18 protein-coding genes are annotated in these 16,822 nt (G+C 64.5%); 10 read left to right on the top strand and 8 right to left on the bottom strand.

Annotation, left to right across the window (positions count from 1 at the left end; genetic code table 11):
• Window positions 1-85 precede the first annotated feature (85 nt).
• Window positions 86-952, top strand: coding sequence for a helix-turn-helix domain-containing protein (locus CK224_RS12395; RefSeq protein WP_095781997.1), 867 nt, complete (start codon window positions 86-88; stop codon window positions 950-952).
• Window positions 953-962: 10 nt separating this feature from the next.
• Here CK224_RS12395 and CK224_RS12390 read toward each other — a convergent pair whose 3' ends face one another.
• From CK224_RS12390 to CK224_RS12380, 3 genes are read right to left on the bottom strand one after another with little or no spacing between them, the layout of a single operon-like run.
• Window positions 963-2,342, bottom strand: a complete 1,380-nt coding sequence (locus tag CK224_RS12390; protein WP_095781996.1) for an ATP-binding protein — start codon at window positions 2,340-2,342, stop codon at window positions 963-965.
• Window positions 2,343-2,346: 4 nt separating this feature from the next.
• Entirely contained in the window at window positions 2,347-2,727 is a 381-nt protein-coding gene (locus CK224_RS12385) for a YkvA family protein (protein WP_095781995.1), read from the bottom strand.
• A 56-nt stretch (window positions 2,728-2,783) separates the two neighbouring features.
• Window positions 2,784-3,461, bottom strand: coding sequence for a winged helix-turn-helix domain-containing protein (locus tag CK224_RS12380; RefSeq protein ID WP_066991553.1), 678 nt, complete (start codon window positions 3,459-3,461; stop codon window positions 2,784-2,786).
• Between the two features lie 196 nt (window positions 3,462-3,657).
• Between CK224_RS12380 and CK224_RS12375 the strand changes: the two genes are divergently transcribed.
• Both CK224_RS12375 and CK224_RS12370 read left to right on the top strand, forming a co-directional pair.
• Complete coding sequence (locus tag CK224_RS12375; RefSeq protein WP_066991556.1) at window positions 3,658-4,290, top strand: isoprenylcysteine carboxylmethyltransferase family protein; 633 nt, start codon at window positions 3,658-3,660, stop codon at window positions 4,288-4,290.
• Window positions 4,291-4,415: 125 nt separating this feature from the next.
• Window positions 4,416-4,601 (top strand): hypothetical protein, encoded by a 186-nt coding sequence (locus CK224_RS12370; protein WP_095781994.1) that lies wholly within the window; start codon window positions 4,416-4,418, stop codon window positions 4,599-4,601.
• 43 nt (window positions 4,602-4,644) lie between these two features.
• On the opposite strand, the gene CK224_RS12365 is transcribed toward CK224_RS12370, so the two are convergent.
• Together CK224_RS12365 and CK224_RS12360 are read right to left on the bottom strand one after the other, a co-directional pair.
• On the bottom strand, window positions 4,645-4,863 hold the full coding sequence (locus CK224_RS12365; RefSeq protein ID WP_066991559.1) for a hypothetical protein: 219 nt from the start codon (window positions 4,861-4,863) through the stop codon (window positions 4,645-4,647).
• Between the two features lie 91 nt (window positions 4,864-4,954).
• Complete coding sequence (locus CK224_RS12360; RefSeq protein ID WP_066991562.1) at window positions 4,955-5,716, bottom strand: COG4280 domain-containing protein; 762 nt, start codon at window positions 5,714-5,716, stop codon at window positions 4,955-4,957.
• A 204-nt stretch (window positions 5,717-5,920) separates the two neighbouring features.
• Between CK224_RS12360 and CK224_RS12355 the strand changes: the two genes are divergently transcribed.
• Together CK224_RS12355 and CK224_RS12350 are read left to right on the top strand one after the other, a co-directional pair.
• Window positions 5,921-7,414, top strand: coding sequence for an aldehyde dehydrogenase family protein (locus CK224_RS12355; protein ID WP_095781993.1), 1,494 nt, complete (start codon window positions 5,921-5,923; stop codon window positions 7,412-7,414).
• Between the two features lie 165 nt (window positions 7,415-7,579).
• On the top strand, window positions 7,580-8,599 hold the full coding sequence (locus tag CK224_RS12350) for an LLM class flavin-dependent oxidoreductase (protein WP_095781992.1): 1,020 nt from the start codon (window positions 7,580-7,582) through the stop codon (window positions 8,597-8,599).
• Window positions 8,600-8,699: 100 nt separating this feature from the next.
• Here the strand turns inward: CK224_RS12350 and CK224_RS12345 are convergent, their stop codons facing one another.
• The 3 genes from CK224_RS12345 to CK224_RS12335 form a co-directional block, all read right to left on the bottom strand.
• Complete coding sequence (locus CK224_RS12345) at window positions 8,700-8,933, bottom strand: hypothetical protein (RefSeq protein ID WP_095781991.1); 234 nt, start codon at window positions 8,931-8,933, stop codon at window positions 8,700-8,702.
• A 70-nt stretch (window positions 8,934-9,003) separates the two neighbouring features.
• A complete protein-coding gene (locus CK224_RS12340) occupies window positions 9,004-9,447 on the bottom strand; it encodes a carboxymuconolactone decarboxylase family protein (RefSeq protein ID WP_095776734.1) in 444 nt (147 codons plus the stop codon).
• Window positions 9,448-9,559: 112 nt separating this feature from the next.
• Window positions 9,560-10,636 (bottom strand): class I SAM-dependent methyltransferase, encoded by a 1,077-nt coding sequence (locus CK224_RS12335; protein WP_095781990.1) that lies wholly within the window; start codon window positions 10,634-10,636, stop codon window positions 9,560-9,562.
• Window positions 10,637-10,829: 193 nt separating this feature from the next.
• On the opposite strand from CK224_RS12335, the gene CK224_RS12330 reads away from it, so the two are divergent.
• The 5 genes from CK224_RS12330 to CK224_RS12310 all read left to right on the top strand — a co-directional run bounded on the left by CK224_RS12330 (window position 10,830) and on the right by CK224_RS12310 (window position 16,676).
• Window positions 10,830-11,921 (top strand): helix-turn-helix domain-containing protein, encoded by a 1,092-nt coding sequence (locus CK224_RS12330; RefSeq protein ID WP_066991583.1) that lies wholly within the window; start codon window positions 10,830-10,832, stop codon window positions 11,919-11,921.
• A gap of 144 nt (window positions 11,922-12,065) precedes the next feature.
• Entirely contained in the window at window positions 12,066-13,037 is a 972-nt protein-coding gene (locus tag CK224_RS12325; protein ID WP_095781989.1) for a sugar ABC transporter substrate-binding protein, read from the top strand.
• 105 nt (window positions 13,038-13,142) lie between these two features.
• Window positions 13,143-14,645 (top strand): sugar ABC transporter ATP-binding protein, encoded by a 1,503-nt coding sequence (locus tag CK224_RS12320; protein WP_095781988.1) that lies wholly within the window; start codon window positions 13,143-13,145, stop codon window positions 14,643-14,645.
• Entirely contained in the window at window positions 14,642-15,658 is a 1,017-nt protein-coding gene (locus CK224_RS12315; RefSeq protein WP_095776729.1) for an ABC transporter permease, read from the top strand. The genes CK224_RS12320 and CK224_RS12315 overlap by 4 nt, the downstream gene beginning before the upstream one ends.
• A gap of 16 nt (window positions 15,659-15,674) precedes the next feature.
• Entirely contained in the window at window positions 15,675-16,676 is a 1,002-nt protein-coding gene (locus CK224_RS12310; protein ID WP_066991595.1) for a substrate-binding domain-containing protein, read from the top strand.
• Window positions 16,677-16,822 lie beyond the last annotated feature (146 nt).

The following is a 16,822-nucleotide window of genomic DNA, read 5'->3' as shown; positions in this document are numbered from 1 at the left end:
GCTCTCTCACCGTGAGCCTGGCTAGATTATGCGGCGCGGAAGGCTTGTCCCCGACAAAGGGAATAAGAAATTGGCGGAAAGTAAGATGCCGGAGCGTCCGTTCTACCAGCCAGGCGCGAGCAGCGTCGAAGGCCTGCCGCTGGCCTTGCAGATGTTCCACAACCAGCCGTTGGTGATGCTGAAGCCGCATTGGCACGCCCAGGTCGAGGTCAACTTCATCGTGCGCGGCAGCGTGCATTACCGCATGGCCGAGCATGAGATCGCGCTCTCGGCCGGCGACATGTGCCTGTTCTGGGGCGGGCTGCCGCACCAGATGGATGATCTCACCGATGACGCCATCTATGCCGGCGCGCATCTGCCGCTGGTGCATTTCTTCAGGCTGCATCTGCCGGCCGATGTCCGGCATCGGCTGATGACGGGCGCGACGCTGGTGACGAATGCCACCGACCAGTCCGACAACGACAATTTCAAGCGGTGGAACGAGTATGCCCGCTCGGGCGATGCGGCCAAGGCCGAACACGCCGTCAACGAGCTGCTCTTGCGGTTGGAGCGGGTGCGCTTCGAGCCGTACCGGCTGGTGCCGGCGACAGCGTCCGGACACGGGGCCGGCAGCGCCTTCGACCAGCAGTCCTCGCGCAATGTCGGGCGCATGTGCGATTTCATCGCCGAGAATTTCCTCTACGACATCGATTGCGTGAACATCGCGGCGGCGGCCGACATCCATCCGAAATACGCCATGAGCCTGTTCAAGAAATCGACCGGCATGACGCTCAACGAATATGTCAATCTGCTGCGACTGAGCTACGCGCAGGCGCTTTTGATGCATGAGGGCGCCAATGTGCTGAAGGTCGCCATGGACTCGGGCTTCGGCTCGCTCAGCGCCTTCAACAAGTCGTTCCGCAAGCTTGCCGGCATGTCGCCCTCCGACTTCCGCAGGGCGGGCGTGCGCTGAAACCTGCTCGTCAAGCGGCCGGCTCCCTCACCGCGGGGAAGTCGACGATGACGGCGAGCCCTGGATGGTTGTCCTCCAGCGTGATCGACGCGCCATGCAGGTCCGCGACCGCCTTGACGAGGCTTAGGCCGAGGCCGCTGCCCGGCGTCGTGCGGCTGGAATCCAGCCGGTAAAGCCGCTGAAAGACCTTTTCGCGCTCGCCGGCCGGAATGCCGGGCCCATCGTCGCGGACATGGACGAGGACGCGCTCACCCTGCCTTGTCACCGACAGCTCGATCGCCGTGCCCGGCGGACAGTGCCTGAGCGCGTTCTCGACCAGGTTGGCGAGCATCTGCATCAGCAGGTCGCGGTCGCCGTGAATGTACCATTTCGTCTCCGGAACGAGCGTCGTCGACAACGATTTTCCGTCGTCCTCGGCGACGTCGGCATAGACCTCGCCGATGGTGTCGACGACACTGCCGACGTCGAGATCGACAAAGCGGGCCTTGCGCGCGCCGGCCTCGATCTGAGCGATGCGCAGCAGCGCATCGAAGGTGTCGTTGATCTGCCGGCTTTCGCTGCGCGCATCGGCCAGCTCGGCTGAAACGTTCTCGCCGGAGGCGGTCTTGTCGGCGGCCTGCTCCAGGATCATCTGCAGGCGGTTGAGCGGCGTCTTCAGGTCGTGCGCGATGTTGGCGCTCACCTCCCGCATGCCGTCGACCAGGGCCGACAAGCGGTCGAGCGCTGCGTTCACCTGGGTGGACACGGCGTCGATGTCGTCGCTATTGCCGGTCAACGGGATGCGCGCGTCGAGCCGTCCGTGCGAGACGTCGACCATGGTGGCGGCAATGCCGTCGAGCCGCCGCTGGACGCGCGAGGCGAGCAGGGCGCCGCCGGCAATGGCGAGCCCGGTGATGAACAGCGTGCCCCAGCCGAAGCTCATCAGCACGATGGTCTTCAGCTCGTCCGTCTCGGCAAGCGAGAAGGCGACCGTCAGATTGTTGCCGCCGACCTCGCCGGTATAGGCGCGGTACATCGTGTCGGGCGGCACACCCGGCAATCTGGCGGCGAACATCGAGAAACCGTCGGGCAGGCCGGAGGCGGTGAAATTGCCTGCCAGACGGTTGCCGGCGGGGTCGGTCAGCGAGAAAAGCTGGTCCTTGTCGGGGCTGAGGTCGGCGTTGTTGTTGACCGAGGCGACAAGATCTTCCTTGTCGTTGGCGGCATAGGTCAGGGCAACGACCGAATAGGTCTCCTTGATGGATTTATCGAGACGTCTCGCCAGATCGGCGCTCATCAGCTGGTAGACGACCGCCCCGGACAGGATGAAGGCGAGCACGAAAAGGAAGGCAAAGGTCAGTGCCAGGCGGAAAGGCGTGCTGCGCAGCAGGCTTGGGCGTGCGTCCTTCATCGTTTCAGGCGGGGTTCGGCCAGAACAGCCATAGCAAGGCCAGGGCCGCCACGATCCAGAGGGCAATCATGAAGATCAGACCGGCCAGGCTGACCGGCTTGGTGCTGCGCGTGGCGGTGTCGCGGAATTCCCGCATGAGCCCGGCCGGAACCAGCTTTACCGCAAGCAGGATGCCGAGCGGAACGATCACAAGATCGTCCAGATAGCCGATGATCGGAATGAAATCCGGAATGAGGTCGACGGGGCTCAGCGCATAGGCCGCGACCGCGCCGGCCACGACCTTCGCGTACCACGGGACGCGTGGATCGCGGGCGGCAAGCCAGAGCGCCACGACGTCGCGCTTCATGCGAAGCGCCCATTGCCTTGCGGAGTCCAGCATCGCCATGTCGCTTATATACGGAGAGCCGGCGGGAGGCGCGAGATGCGATCAGGCATGGATCGTCAACCCTGCGCGTGCAGGCTGTAGCCGGTGTTGCGCACGGTATGGATGAGCGGCACGTCGAACGGCCTGTCGACCTTGGCCCGGAGCCGGCTGATATGGGTCTCGACGACGCTGGTCTTGGGGTCGAAATGGAAGTCCCAGACGCGCTCCAGAAGCATGGTGCGGGTAATCACCCGGCCCTCGCCGCGCATCAGCACTTCGAGCAGGCTGAACTCCCGGGGCTGCAGGTCGATGGTCCTGCCCTGCCTGGTCACGCGCCGCATGATCAGGTCCATTTCGAGGTCGGCGACGCGAAGGCTGGTCTTCTGCTCCTGCGCCGCCGGCCTCCGGCCGAGCGCGTTGATGCGGGCAAGCAGTTCGGAAAAGGCGAAGGGCTTGACCAGATAGTCGTCGCCGCCGGCCTCCAGCCCTTCCACCCGGTCGTCGACGCCGCCGATCGAGGTCAGGAATATGGCCGGCGTCTTGATGCCCGCCGCTCGCACCGCCTTGATCATCGACAGGCCGTCGAGACCGGGAACCATACGGTCGGCCACGATGACGTCATAGGCATTGCGGGTTGCCGCGGCGAGCGCTTCATGGCCATTGCGCAGGAGATCGCAGGCGTGCCCGGCCTCGCTCAGTCCCCTGACGATGTAGTCGGCAGTCCTTGGGTCATCCTCAACCAGCAGCAGTCGCATCTTGGCCTATCGTCCGGTGTCGAGTTCAAGCGGCACGGTAGCATCGGCGAGGCCCCATTCCCACAAGCCGGACTTACGCAGGCCTGTCCGGGTCCTTACAAATTCGTAAGAATGATCGAAAATAATGGGAAGACCTCGCCGCCGGGCGCGAGAAAGGTTAGGGGAGCGTTGGCCCGGCCGGAGTGACTCAAATCGAATGGCTTACACATCGCTCAAGTCAGCGCCAAAGGCCTTCGACCAGCACAAGCGCCTGATCGTCGTCCAGGTCGCCGCCGTGACGGCCATCGCCCTGCTGCTGTTTGCCAAGCCGTTCCTCAGCGAGGGCTCGAGCGGACACGAGCTGATGGAGACGGCCGGCTTCGGCTTCGTGCTCGTCTGCTTTCTCGGCCGGCTATGGAGCATTCTTTATGTCGGCGGCAGGAAGAACGACGAACTGGTCGTCTCCGGTCCGTTCTCGATGAGCCGCAATCCGCTCTATTTCTTCTCGATCATCGGAGCGGTCGGTATCGGGCTGATGTTCGGATCGGTGCTGGCCGCCGCGATGCTTGGTCTTGCAAGCTTCCTCGTCTTCCGGTTCACCGCCGGCCGGGAGGCCGAGTTCCTGTCCGGCAAGTTCGGCGCCGCCTACACGGCCTATGCCGAGCGGACGCCGCGTTTCTGGCCGAATCCGATGCTCTACCGCGACGAGGAGGAATGGATCTTTTCCACCAGCGCGCTGAAAAGCACGTTCCGGGACGGTTTATATTTTCTGGCGTTCTTTCCGCTTATCGAGGCGGTCGAGCATTTTCGTATGATCGGCATGCTGCCGACCTTGTTCACAATTTACTGATTGCGATTGGGCATTTCGCTGCCCGAGCTAAAAAGCCCGGCGATTGCACCCAAAAGAAGTCAGCGGCAATGCCTTGAGTCCGAGCTGGCGAAGCATATACCTCTTTATGAGTTGGGGGCTGCGTGATGGACGTTCGCAGATCGAAACACGATACGCTCGGACGGTTGTCGGTGTTTGAACTCGACGCGTTGCGAGAAGCTTTCAAGCGATCGGTTCGCGAGAACAACGTCACGGAAATCCGGTGGGCCGAGCACGCCGAGCTTTTCGTCAAACGCGCGATCGGTAAGAAAAGTCGCGCCCTCCGAGCCTAAAGCGCGTCGCGTCGAATTGGCCCGCGCCACCCATCAGGCCGGCTTAGCCTTTGCCTCCGCCGCGCGCGCCGCGCCTCGTGCTTTCCAAAAGGATCGCCAGGCAGCCGATCAGGATCAGGACAGCGCCGAGGAGCGGCGGCAGCGCCAGAAGCTTCACGGCGCCGGCGACCAAAGCGATCAGAAGCAGTGCCAGAAGCGCAAGGCTGCCGTCGTCGACGAACATGCCGACGAGCTCCTTCAGGACGAGGCGGACGATTTTCATCGGGCAATTCCCTTCGAGCGGTTCACCATTTCACGGAAACGGCAAACCGCTCTGTTTCTTCTTTGACCGCAATTCCGCACGGGAAACCACTTCACGCTTTTCCCGGAATTGCTTTGGCAGCCGCGGCGTGGGCGTTGCGCAGCCAGCGCACCATGGCGAAGGATGCCGCGGCGATGACGACGAAGATGGCAAGCAGCGCAAAATCCTCGCCCGGCCATTCGGCGCCGAGGCCTTCGCCTGTCCAGAACACGCCGAAACTGGTCAGCATCAGGCCGACGACGAATTTGAGCGCGTTTTCCGGCACGCGCGCCAGCGGCCGGTGCACGGCGAGGCCGATCAGCATCACAAGCACGAATGCGGCCAGCGCTCCGAGACCGGCATAGAGCGTCTGGCCATGCGCGGTCCCGACCGCAATGACGATGAACACCACCTCGACCCCTTCGAGCAGCACCGCCTTGAAGGCCGCCACGCCGGCAAGATAGCCGGCGCGACGGTCGTTGGCATGGCGGGTCAGCGCGTCGGTTTCCCTGGAAAAGGCTGCCTCTTCGTCGCGGAGCGCGATGATCCCGGCGCTGCGCAGGATCGCCTTGCGCAGCCAGCGCATGCCGAACAGGATAAGAAGCACGCCGACTGCGAATTGCAGGAGTGTGATCGGGATCAGCTGCAGCAGCGGTCCGAAAGCCAGCACCAGCGCCGCCAGCACGGCGAGCGCCGAGACGGCGCCTGTCAGCGCCGGCCGCCAGCCGCGCGTCACGCCGACGGCCAGCACGATGGTGAAGGCTTCGACCACCTCGACAAAGGACGCCAGGAAGGAAGCGGCCACGGTGGAGAGAACGGGCGTCAGTTCGTGCATCAATGGGCACCGAGGTCCGTGTTTCGCCGCCCTTTTGGGAAGGCGGGGCCGGTCCAGCCTTGTTCAACAGGCGATGACGCACAAAGTATGGCGGATGGACAAATCAGCCGTCGCCGGCTGCACATTCTCCACCGCCGCGGCGAACTTGCGCCCGTGCGCAGGCCGGTGGCATAAGGCCATGCTCATCAGAGAAAGCGGCTTCAGATGACGTTATCGGTGAGAGACCTTCCCCTGCGCACGCCGATCGACGGCCGGCACCGGCAGATGATGATCGACGGTGAGTGGCGCGATGCGGTGAGCGGCCGGACTTTCGAGACGCGCAACCCCGCCACCGGCGCGGTGCTGGGCACCGTGCCGCTCGCGGATTCCAAGGACGTCGACCTGGCGGTGGCCGCCGCGCGGCGCGCCTTCGACGGACCGTGGAGCCGCTTCAAGCCCTATGAGCGCCAGCTGCTGCTGTTGAAGATCGCCGATCTCATGGAACGGCATTGGGAAGAGTTGGCGCTTTCCGACACCACCGACATGGGCATGCCGATCACCCGCACTTTGGCCAACCGCAACCGCGTGCTCGGCATGCTGCGCTTCTATGCCGGCATGGCGACGTCGATCCACGGCCAGACGATCGGCAATTCGCTGCCCGGCGAGATCGTCTCCTACACGCGCAAGGAGCCGGTCGGCGTGGTCGGCGCGATCATTCCGTGGAATGCGCCCACCGCCGCCTCGATCTGGAAGATCGGCCCAGCCCTTGCCACCGGCTGCACCATCGTGCTGAAACCGTCGGAAGAGGCACCGCTGACGCCGCTTCTGATCGCCGACCTGATGCAGGAGGCCGGCGTGCCGCCGGGCGTCGTCAACATCGTGACCGGCACGGGCGCGGAAGCCGGGGCGCCGCTCGCGGCGCATATGGATGTCGACAAGGTGGTCTTCACCGGCTCGACCGCCACCGGCCAGGCGATTCTGCGTGCCTCGGCCGCCAACATGAAGCGCGTGTCGCTGGAGCTGGGCGGCAAATCGCCGGTGATCGTGCTCGCCGATGCCGACATCGAGCGCGCCGTGCCGGTGGCGGCCATGTCGGTCTTCGCCAATTCCGGCCAGGTCTGCATCGCCGGCTCCAGGCTCTTCGTCGAACGGCCGATCTATGACGAATTCGTCGAACGCGTCGCGGCCTTCGCGGCAAAGCTGCGGATCGGCGACGGCGCCGACCCCGAGACCGAGATCGGACCGCTGATCTCGCCAAGACAGCTCGAGCGCGTGACAGGCTTCATCGCGGACGGCGCGCGAGAGGGCGCGCGGCTGGTGACAGGGGGTGAGCGCATCACCAAGGGCGCGCTGGCCGCAGGCAATTTCATGACGCCCGGCGTGTTTTCCGGCGTCACCGACGGCATGCGCATCGCGCGCGAGGAAATCTTCGGGCCGATCATCTCGGCGCTGCCCTTCGACACGCTGGAGGAAGCGGCGCGGCGCGGCAACGACACGCCCTACGGTCTCGGCGCCGGCGTGTTCACCAAGGATGTCGGCAAGGCGCACCAGCTCGCCAACCGACTGCGCGCCGGCTCGGTCTGGGTCAACACCTATCACGCGATCGACCCGGCCGTGCCCTTCGGCGGCTACAAGATGAGCGGTTACGGCCGCGAGGGCGGCGCCGAGCATCTCGACGAATATCTCAACACCAAGGGCGTCTGGATCCGGATCGATTGACGGTCTGTATCCGGTCGCGTTTCGTTGAATAGCCGCACGGCTTCAACTATTTGCGTTGCGCCAATTCCGAAGCAGAAAGCGGTCGCACGTTTTTTGCTGGTATTGCGCTGGAGCTACACAAGAACACGAGCGGTTCAGCGGGCCGCCTGACTCGGAACGGAGCGCATGAAGAAGATCGGGTTTCTGTCGTTCGGGCACTGGTCGCCCGCCCCGCAATCGGGCACGCGCTCGGGCGCCGACGCGTTGCTGCAGTCGATCGACCTTGCCGTCGCGGCCGAGGAGCTCGGCGCCGACGGCGCCTATTTCCGCGTCCACCATTTCGCCCGCCAGCTCGCCTCGCCGTTTCCGCTGCTTGCCGCGGCCGGCGCGAAGACCAAGCGTATCGAGCTCGGCACCGCCGTCATCGACATGCGCTACGAGAACCCGCTCTACATGGCCGAAGATGCGGGTGCGGCCGACCTCATCGCCGGCGGCCGGCTGCAGCTCGGTATCAGCCGCGGCTCGCCCGAGCAGGTGATCGATGGCTGGCGCTATTTCGGCTACGTGCCGGAAGAGGGCAAGACCGATGCCGAGATGGCGCGCCGCCACGCCGAGATCTTCCTCGATCTGCTGCGCGGCGAAGGCTTTGCCCAGCCCAATCCGCGGCCTATGTTTCCCAATCCGCCTGGATTGCTCAGGCTCGAGCCGTTCTCGGCGGGCCTGCGCGAACGGATCTGGTGGGGCGCGGCCACCAACGCCACCGCCGAATGGGCGGCCAAGCTCGGCATGAACCTGCAGAGCTCGACGCTGAAATTCGATGAGGGCGGACAGCCGCTGCACATCCAGCAGGCCGAGCAGATCCGCGCCTACCGCGCCGCCTGGAAGGAAGCCGGCCACGCAAGGGAGCCGCGCGTGTCGGTCAGCCGCAGCATCTTCGCCTTGGTCAACGACATGGACCGCGCCTATTTCGGCGGCAGCGAGGGCGAGGACCATTTCGGCTATATCGAGCCGGAAAAGCGCGCCGTGTTCGGCCGTACCTACGCCGCCGAGCCGGATGTGCTGGTTGAGCAGCTCAGGCAAGACCAGGCGATCGCCGAGGCCGACACGCTGCTGCTCACCGTGCCCAACCAGCTCGGCGTCGACTACAATGCCCATGTCATCGAGGCGATCCTGAAGCACGTCGCGCCGGCACTCGGCTGGCGGTGATCAATCGAGCGATTCGACGGCCGCGAGGCGAGACCAAACTCGATTTCGGGGCCATGATCGAATCGGTGCACCCGATGCTTTGAGGCACTGCCACCGGCAATCAGGTCGCTGCGCCAGTGTACCGCGCGCGCACGATCCGGGTGATGTGGACCACGTTCAGGCCGATGAAGAAGACGTTCCATGCCACGACGTTCAACATCGGGACGGGCTGGCCGTAGAAGTATACTGCCAGGCAGGTTGCCGCCGTCAGGGTGAGTATTCGCAGGCGCAGCATGTCCATCGTGAAGTAGGCAATCACGTAAAGAATGTTCGCCGCGTTGATGAGCAGTTCCATGAGAGTTCCCATGTGGTGGGGCGTGCAGGAAGGGGCGGTGCCCGGTTGAAACGCCGGGCACCGCCTGCCGTCAGTCGCCGCCAAATTCGGTCTTGAAGGTTTCGAAGTCGATCTGCAGGCCATTCAGCACGGCGCTCCAGTGCCGGACGTAGCCGGCATGGGCCACGGCTTCGGCGACCTCCTCGTCGGTGGCGCCGCGGTCCTTGGCCATCTTGGTTTCCAGCCAGATGCAGTAACGGCACGGAATCTGCGCCGCCACCGCGACGTTGATGAGCGACTTTACCTTCGGTTCGAGAGCGTTGTTCTTGGGTTGAAGCTCGAGACCCTTGAACATCGCCCAAGCGCCGGCGACTGCCGACTTTGGATAGGCCTTGATATGGCTCGGCACGATGCCGAGCGTCGCCTCGATTTCCTTGTAGGTCTGCTCGGCCGCCGGCAGTTCCTGCGCAACGGCGAGCGGTGCGGCAAGTACGGTAGCGATGGCGAAGCCTATGCCTGTGAGAATGTTTTTCATGATCAGTCTCCTGTTTGTTGGGATCGAAGGGATTGCCGCCCGCCCCGCGCCCCCTTTGCGCCGCGAGGCCGGAAGTCGTCCGCTGCGACCGACCGGTGTTAGCTTTCGAAGGTCAGAGCCGGGCCTCGAGGACCAAGTTGAACGGCGTCTCGAAGGCACGACGGAAACGGGTGAACCCGGCCTTGCGGAACACTTCCGCCAGCCGTGCCTCGCCGGCCTGGGCGCCCAGCACGAGGCGGCCGCCGTCCGAAATAGCGTGGGCGCAGCAGATGGTGGTGGAGGCCGCGTAATACATTCTCGCCACCGGCGAGATGTTGTCCTCGACCCGGTCATTGGCGAAAGGCTCGACCAGCATCACCGTCCCGTCCGGCGCCAGCGCCTTTGATGCATGCACTGCCGCGGCGACAGGATCGCCCATGTCATGCAGGGCATCAAAGAAGCAGATCAGATCGTAGCCGCTGCCCGGGTAGTCGTCGGCCCGCGCCTTTTCGAACGCCACGCGCCCTTCCAAGCTCTGCTTGGCGGCGCCGCGACGGGCCTCCCCCAGCGAGTCTTCGTGATTGTCGAAGCCATGGAAGCGGGAAGCCGGAAAGGCCTTTGCCATGAGCGCCGTCGAATGGCCGTGGCCGCACCCGATATCGGCGACAAGCGCACCAGTCCTGAGCTTCTCGACGACGCCCTCCAGGGATGGCAGCCATTCGCTGACGAGACTGGCCCTGTAGCCGTTCCGGTAAAAGGCGGCCACGCCGCAGGCCAGGCGTCCGTCATGATCTCCCCAGGCGATGCCCTTGCCGGTGCGGAAAGCCTCCACGGCCTTCTCTTCGTCGGCCCACATCGAAGCGGGCACTGCCCAAGCGTTGGGAATGAAGACGGCGCTGTCCTCGTCGGCGAGCACGACTTCCTGTTCGGCTGTCAACTCGTAGGTGTCGCTGACCGGGTGGTAGACGATATAGCCGCCCGCCACTTGGGAATTGAGCCATTCGCGTACGTAACGTTCGGCACAGCCGGCGCGCCCCGCGAGCGCGCGGGCACTGAGGGGTCCGAGGCCCGCCATGGCCTTGTAAAGACCGAGACGGTGGCCGAGGCTGATCATGACTCCGCCGTAGCCGGCCGAAATATCACCGATCGCTCGCGCGACGAGCGCATCGAGTTTTGCCGGATCGATCTTATGGTTGTGGGTATGCTCCATGTCCAAGTCTCCTGTCCAATCGCTCGGGCAACCCCCGAGGCAGCGGCTGAATCGCAGGAACAGGGAAGAAACGGGAGAGCGCGACTCTCCAGAATCGGGCCATTTGTGCCACTGGCCCGTCGTCAGGAGAGAAACTGGCGGCCGCGCGCGCCGGGCGCTATGGTTGCGGCACCTGCGACATGGATTAGCCGACATGCATCGTCACTTCACCACTGCCGCATCCGAGCCGCTTCACGTGAGTCTGGTGGCCATTCCAGAGGCCGTGGTGTCCACGTTGTCGGGCATCTTCGACGTGATGAATGCTTTCAAAATAATGCCGCTGCCGGGCAGCGAGCCGCGCCAGGCTCCGCCCTTCGAGATTGAGATCGTCGGCCTCGAAACGGGCGCTCTGGAACTGGCCAGCCGCGTGCCGGTCATGGTTCAGCGAAGCGTGGCGGAGGTGGATATGACCGACATCGTCATTGTTCCTTCGATCCTGCTTGGGCCGAACGGCTGGCGAAAGGACCTGCATCCGGAACTGATCGAGTGGTTCCGCGCCATGCATGGCCGCGGCGCGCTCTTGTGCTCGGCGTGCTCAGGCATCTTCCTGCTTGCCGAAACCGGTCTGTTCGATGGCGTGGACGCGACCGTGCATTATGGCTACGCCGGCGACTTCGGCCGGACGTTTCCACAAGTGCCTATCCACCCGGATCGTGTGCTGGTGGTGTCGGGCAAGCGAGAGGAGCTCATCTCCTCGGGTGCTTCCATGACCTGGCATGATCTGGTGTTGTACCTGATCGCCCGACACGCCGGCGCGACCGCAGCCCAGGCCGTGGCGCGCTCATTCGCGCTGCAGTGGCATCAGGACGGTCTTGCGCCCTACATCATCTTTGAGGGCCGCAAGGATCATGGCGATCTTGCCGTTCAGGCGGCGCAGGACTTGATCGCCACCCGATTTTCGGTCGCCAATCCCATAGAAGAGATGATCCGCTGCGCCCAGCTCACAGAGCGCACCTTCAAACGCCGTTTCACGAGCGCGACCGGCCTGAGCCCGATCGCCTATGTACAGCGCTTGAGGATCGAGGACGCCAAGCGCCGACTGGAGCGCACCGACGCGTCAATCGACGACGTGAGCTGGCAGGTCGGGTACGAAGAGCCTGCGTTCTTCCGTCGCTTGTTCAAACGTGTGACGGGGCTGGCGCCCGGCGCATACCGCAAGCGGTTCAAGATCCCCGCCTATGCGCAAAGGCATTTGCCCGACGAGAGCGTCGAACTCCGGCTGGGAAATAGCCAGCGGCAGACCTAAGCCGGGGCCGACGCTGCGATATCCGCCCGGCAGGCTGCTCGGGTACGCTTCCTCCGCGAGCGTGTTGACATCCGACGAAGACAAGCAGTAGTTCTTTGCGTAATCGGTTACGTAACCGATTACGCTCTTCAGGAGGAGGAAAGCATGAGCAAGGTTTCAAATTCGCATGGGCTCGATCTAGGCCGGGTCTCCAGGCGCAAGTTTCTCAAGACCGGCGCGCTGGCGGCCGGCGCGCTTGCGCTGCCGTTCGGTCCGGCGTTTGCGGCCGACAAGCCGAAGGTCGGCCTGGTCATGAAGTCTTTGGCCAACGAGTTCTTCAAGCAGATGCAGGCCGGCGCGGAGGACTATGCGGCCAAGAACAAGGACAAGTTCGATTTCGCCGCCGTCGGCATGAAGGACGAGCGCGATTTCGCCGCGCAGGTCGATGCGATCGAGAACTTCATCACCCAGAACTACAACATCATCGTCGTGGCGCCGGCCGATTCGAAGGCGATGGTCACGCCAATCGCCAAGGCGCTGAAGGCCGGCATCAAGGTCATCAACATCGACGTCGCGCTCGACGATGAGGCCAAGAAGAAGGCCGGCATCGACCTTGCCTTCTTCGGGCCGGACAACCGCGCCGGCGCCAAACTCGCCGGCGACGCGCTCGGCAAGGCGCTGGGCAAGGGCGGCAAGGTCGTCATCCTCGAAGGCAATCCGGAAGCCGACAACGCCAAGCAGCGCAAGCTCGGCTTCGACGATTCGGTGAAGGAGCACGGCCTCGACCTGCTCGATTCGAAGACCGCGCATTGGGAGACCGAGGAAGCCAACACGCTGATGACCAACTTCCTGACCCAGCACCCCGACATCCAGGGCGTGATGGCGGCGAACGACTCGATGGCGCTCGGCGTCGTCAAGGCGATCGACGCGGCCGGCAAGTCGGGTCAGATCAAGGTGGTCGGCTTCGACAACATTCCGGCGGTCGGCCCGCTGCTCAAGGAAGGCAAGATGCTCGCCACGGTCGAGCAGTATGGCGCGCAGATGGCGGCCATGGGCATCGACTACGGCCTGCGCGAGCTTGCCGGCGAGAAGTTCTCCGGCTGGGTCAAGACCGACGTCAAGCTGATCACCGCCTGAGGCGAGCAGAGGCGCCGGGACTCCCTCTGGCGCCATCCATTCGCTTGTCTCATCATCGCCGCCGGCAAGCAGCCGGCGGCGATGAGCGCCGTTCAGGATTGCTGCATGGACGATGTGGTTCTTTCCCTTGAAGGGGTAGGAAAGATCTTTCCCGGCGTGGTCGCGCTGAGCGACGTCTCGCTGTCGTTCGCGCGCGGCGAGACGCATATCGTCCTCGGCGAGAACGGCGCCGGCAAATCGACGCTGATCAAGCTCTTGGCCGGCATTTACCAGCCGGACAGCGGCACGATCGCCTTCAACGGCCAGCCCTATCAGCCGAAGACGCCGCATGATGCGCAGCTAAGCGGCATCCGCATCGTGCACCAGGAGCTGAACCTTCTGCCCTATCTCAGCATCGCCGAGAACCTGATGCTGGAAAACCTGCCGCGCCGCGCCTTCGGCATCGTCGACCGCAAGGCGCTCAACCGGCGCGCCGTCGCGCTGCTCAAGGAGGTCGGGCTCGACGTCGATCCGAGGACGCGGGTCGAAGCGCTCGGCCTCGCGCAGATGCAGCTGGTCGAGATCGCCAAGGCGCTGAGCTACGACAGCAAGCTGCTGGTGCTCGACGAGCCGACGGCGACGCTGACGCCGCCGGAGATCGGGCGGCTGTTCGCCATCATCAAGCGGCTGAAGGCCAGGGGCGTCACCATCATCTACATCTCGCACCGGCTGCACGAGGTGTTCGAGATCGGCGACCGGGTGACCATCCTGCGCAACGGCAGGCTGGTCGCGACCCGCGACCTGCACGGCCTCAGCGTGCCGGATGTCGTGCGCATGATGATCGGCCGCGACATCGCCGACGAATTCGGCTTCGACGCCTCCATCGTGCCGGGCAAGGTCGCGCTCAGCGTCACCAATCTGAAGCGCAGCGCCGTGACGCCCGAAATTTCCTTCAACGTCCGCCACGGCGAGATCTTGGGCGTGGCCGGTCTGGTCGGCAGCGGCCGGACCGAAGCCATGCGGGCCCTGTTCGGCGCCGATCCGAGGCTCGACGGCGTCGTCGAGATCGACGGCAAGCCGGTGGCGATCACGGCGCCCAAGGATGCCGTGCGGCATGGGCTCAGCCTGCTTACCGAGGATCGCAAAGGCCAGGGCCTGCTGCTCGATCTGGCCGTGGACAAGAACATCACCATCACCGATCTCGGCAAGGTGTCGCGCCACGGGCTGGTCAACCGCCGGGCCGAAGCCGCGGCAGCGAACGATCTCATCGGCCAGCTGCGCGTCAAGGCAAGCTCGATCGAGCAGGCGGTGCGCAATCTCTCGGGCGGCAACCAGCAGAAGGTGGTGCTGGCCAAATGGCTGTTCCGCGGCACCTCGACGCTGATCCTCGACGAGCCGACGCGCGGCGTCGACATCGGCGCGCGGCGCGAGATCTACCAGCTTCTGTGGATGCTGGCGGCGGCTCAAAAAGGCATTGTCATGGTGTCTTCCGACCTGCCGGAGCTGATGGGCATGTGCCATCGCATCATCGTCTTTTCCAAGAACAAGATCGTCGGCGAGGTGCCGCGAGCCGAATTCGACCAGGAGCGCATCCTGTCGCTCGCCTACCAGGAGTATGTGCGACCATGAGCGAAACGTCCGAAACCCTCGTGTCGGCGCCTGTTTCTCCCGGCAGGGCGAAGTTCCTGCGCTTCCTGATCCGCGACGCCGGCGTGCTTCTGGCGCTGGTGCTGATCACGCTGTTCTTCTCGCTCACAGCGCCTTACTTCGCCACGCCCGGCAACGCGCTGAAGATCTTCGTGCAGATCGCCATCAACACGGTGCTCGCCGCCGGCATGACCTTCGTCATTCTCACCGGCGGCATCGACCTTTCGGTCGGCTCGGTGCTGGCGCTCTGCACCGTGGTCGGCGCCACCGTCATGATCGACGAAAGCCTGTCGCCGGCCGTCGCGATCACTCTGGCGCTGCTCGCCTGCATGGCGACCGGTGCTGCCTGCGGCTTCCTCAACGGCTGGATCTCGACGCGCTGGAAGATCCCGTCCTTCATCGTCACGCTCGGCATGCTCAACATGGCGGCGGGCGCCGCGCGCGTGGTCAGCGACAATTCGACCATCACCGGCCTGCCGCAGAGTTTCGTCGATTTCGGCAATCTGATCATCGGCGGCTTCCTGCCGTCGATCTTCCTGGTCGCGGTGCTGGTGATCGCGGCGGGCTGGTTCGTGCTGCGCTTCACCGTGTTCGGCCGCATGATCTTCGCCGTCGGCACCAATGACGAGGCGGTGCGCCTCTCCGGCCACAATCCGGATTTCTACAAGGTCGCGGCCTTCACCATCAGCGGGCTGACGGCCGGCATCGCGGCCATGGTCTATCTGCTGCGCTTGAACATCGGCAGCCCGATCGCCGGCGTCGGCTACGAGCTCAATGCAATCGCCGCCGTCATTATCGGCGGCACCAGCCTCAGCGGCGGCAAGGGCTCGATCATCGGCACGCTGGTCGGCGCCTGCATCCTGCAGGTGCTCAGCACCGGGCTGCAGTTGCTCGGCGTCGGCGACAATTTCAAACCGATCGTGATTGGCCTTGTCATCGTGCTCGCCGTCATCCTAGACGCTTATCGGGAGAGGCTGTTGCGGAGGATCCGCTAAGCGGTCAGAGGGAACCATGACCACAATTGCCGATGTCGCGCGCTATGCGGGGGTGTCCGTCGCAACGGTCTCGCATGTGATGAACCGCACGCGTCATGTCGAGCCGGAGACGGCCGAGCGCGTGCGCGCCGCGATCACCGCCCTGCGCTACAGCCCGAATTCGCTGGCGCGGAGCCTGAGGCGCGGTGAGACCAAGACCATCGGCCTGCTGCTCCCGGACAATTCCAACCCGTTCTTCGCCAGCGTGGCGCGCCAGATCGAGGATGCCGGCTTCGTGGCCGGCTATACGGTGATCCTGTGCAACTCGGATGGCAGCGCCGAGAAGGAAGAGCGCTATCTGTCGGTGTTGATGGCAAAGCAGATCGACGGGCTGATCTTCGCCGGTTCGTCAGACCATGCGCGGGTGTTCTCGCACCTGTCCGCCGCCCTGCCGGCCGTGCTGCTCGACCGCGAGATCCATTCTGTCCATGTCGATTCCGTGCTGGTCGACCACGATCACGGCGGCTATCTCGCCGGGCGCCATCTGGTCGGGCTCGGCCACAGCAAAATCGGCGTCATCGGCGGTCCGCGCGATTCGAGCTCCAGCCCGGCCCGCCTGCGCGGTTTTACCCGGGCACTCGCGGAGGCAGGTATCGACCTGCCTGCCTCGTCGGTGGTCGATTCCGACTATCATTTCGCCGGCGGACGCCTGGCGATGGAGCGGCTGATGACGCAGGCGCCGGAGATCACGGCGGTGTTCGCCTGCAACGATTTGATGGCCATGGGCGCCATCACCGCGCTGCGCACGCGCGGCTTGCGGGTGCCCGACGACATGTCGCTGATCGGTTTCGACGACATCCCCTATGCGGTCACCACATGGCCGCCGCTGACGACGATCGCGCAGCCGGTCGAAAAGATCGGAACGCGGGCGGTCAGCCTGCTGCTCGAGCGCGTCGGCGAGCCCGAGGCGCCGTCGCGCCGCGAGGTGCTGGCGCCCGTGCTTGTCGAGAGGGAAAGCTGCGCGGCTTTGCAGAAGTAGCGTGTAATCTCCCCTCTTGAGGGCAGGGGAATCGCAGATAAGTTGATTGGCTATTGCCAAGCCGCAAAAGAAGGATTCTTGAGAGGCTTTCTCGTAGCAGAGGAGGCCCGAGTGCGGCTTGTTTTGTCGATCCTGCAAGCAGTTCG

It is taken from the genome of Mesorhizobium sp. WSM3862, assembly GCF_002294985.1.
Lineage (GTDB): Bacteria > Pseudomonadota > Alphaproteobacteria > Rhizobiales > Rhizobiaceae > Mesorhizobium.
The sequence above is the reverse complement of the archived record's forward strand: the minus strand, read 5'-3'. Positions and strand labels throughout refer to the sequence as shown.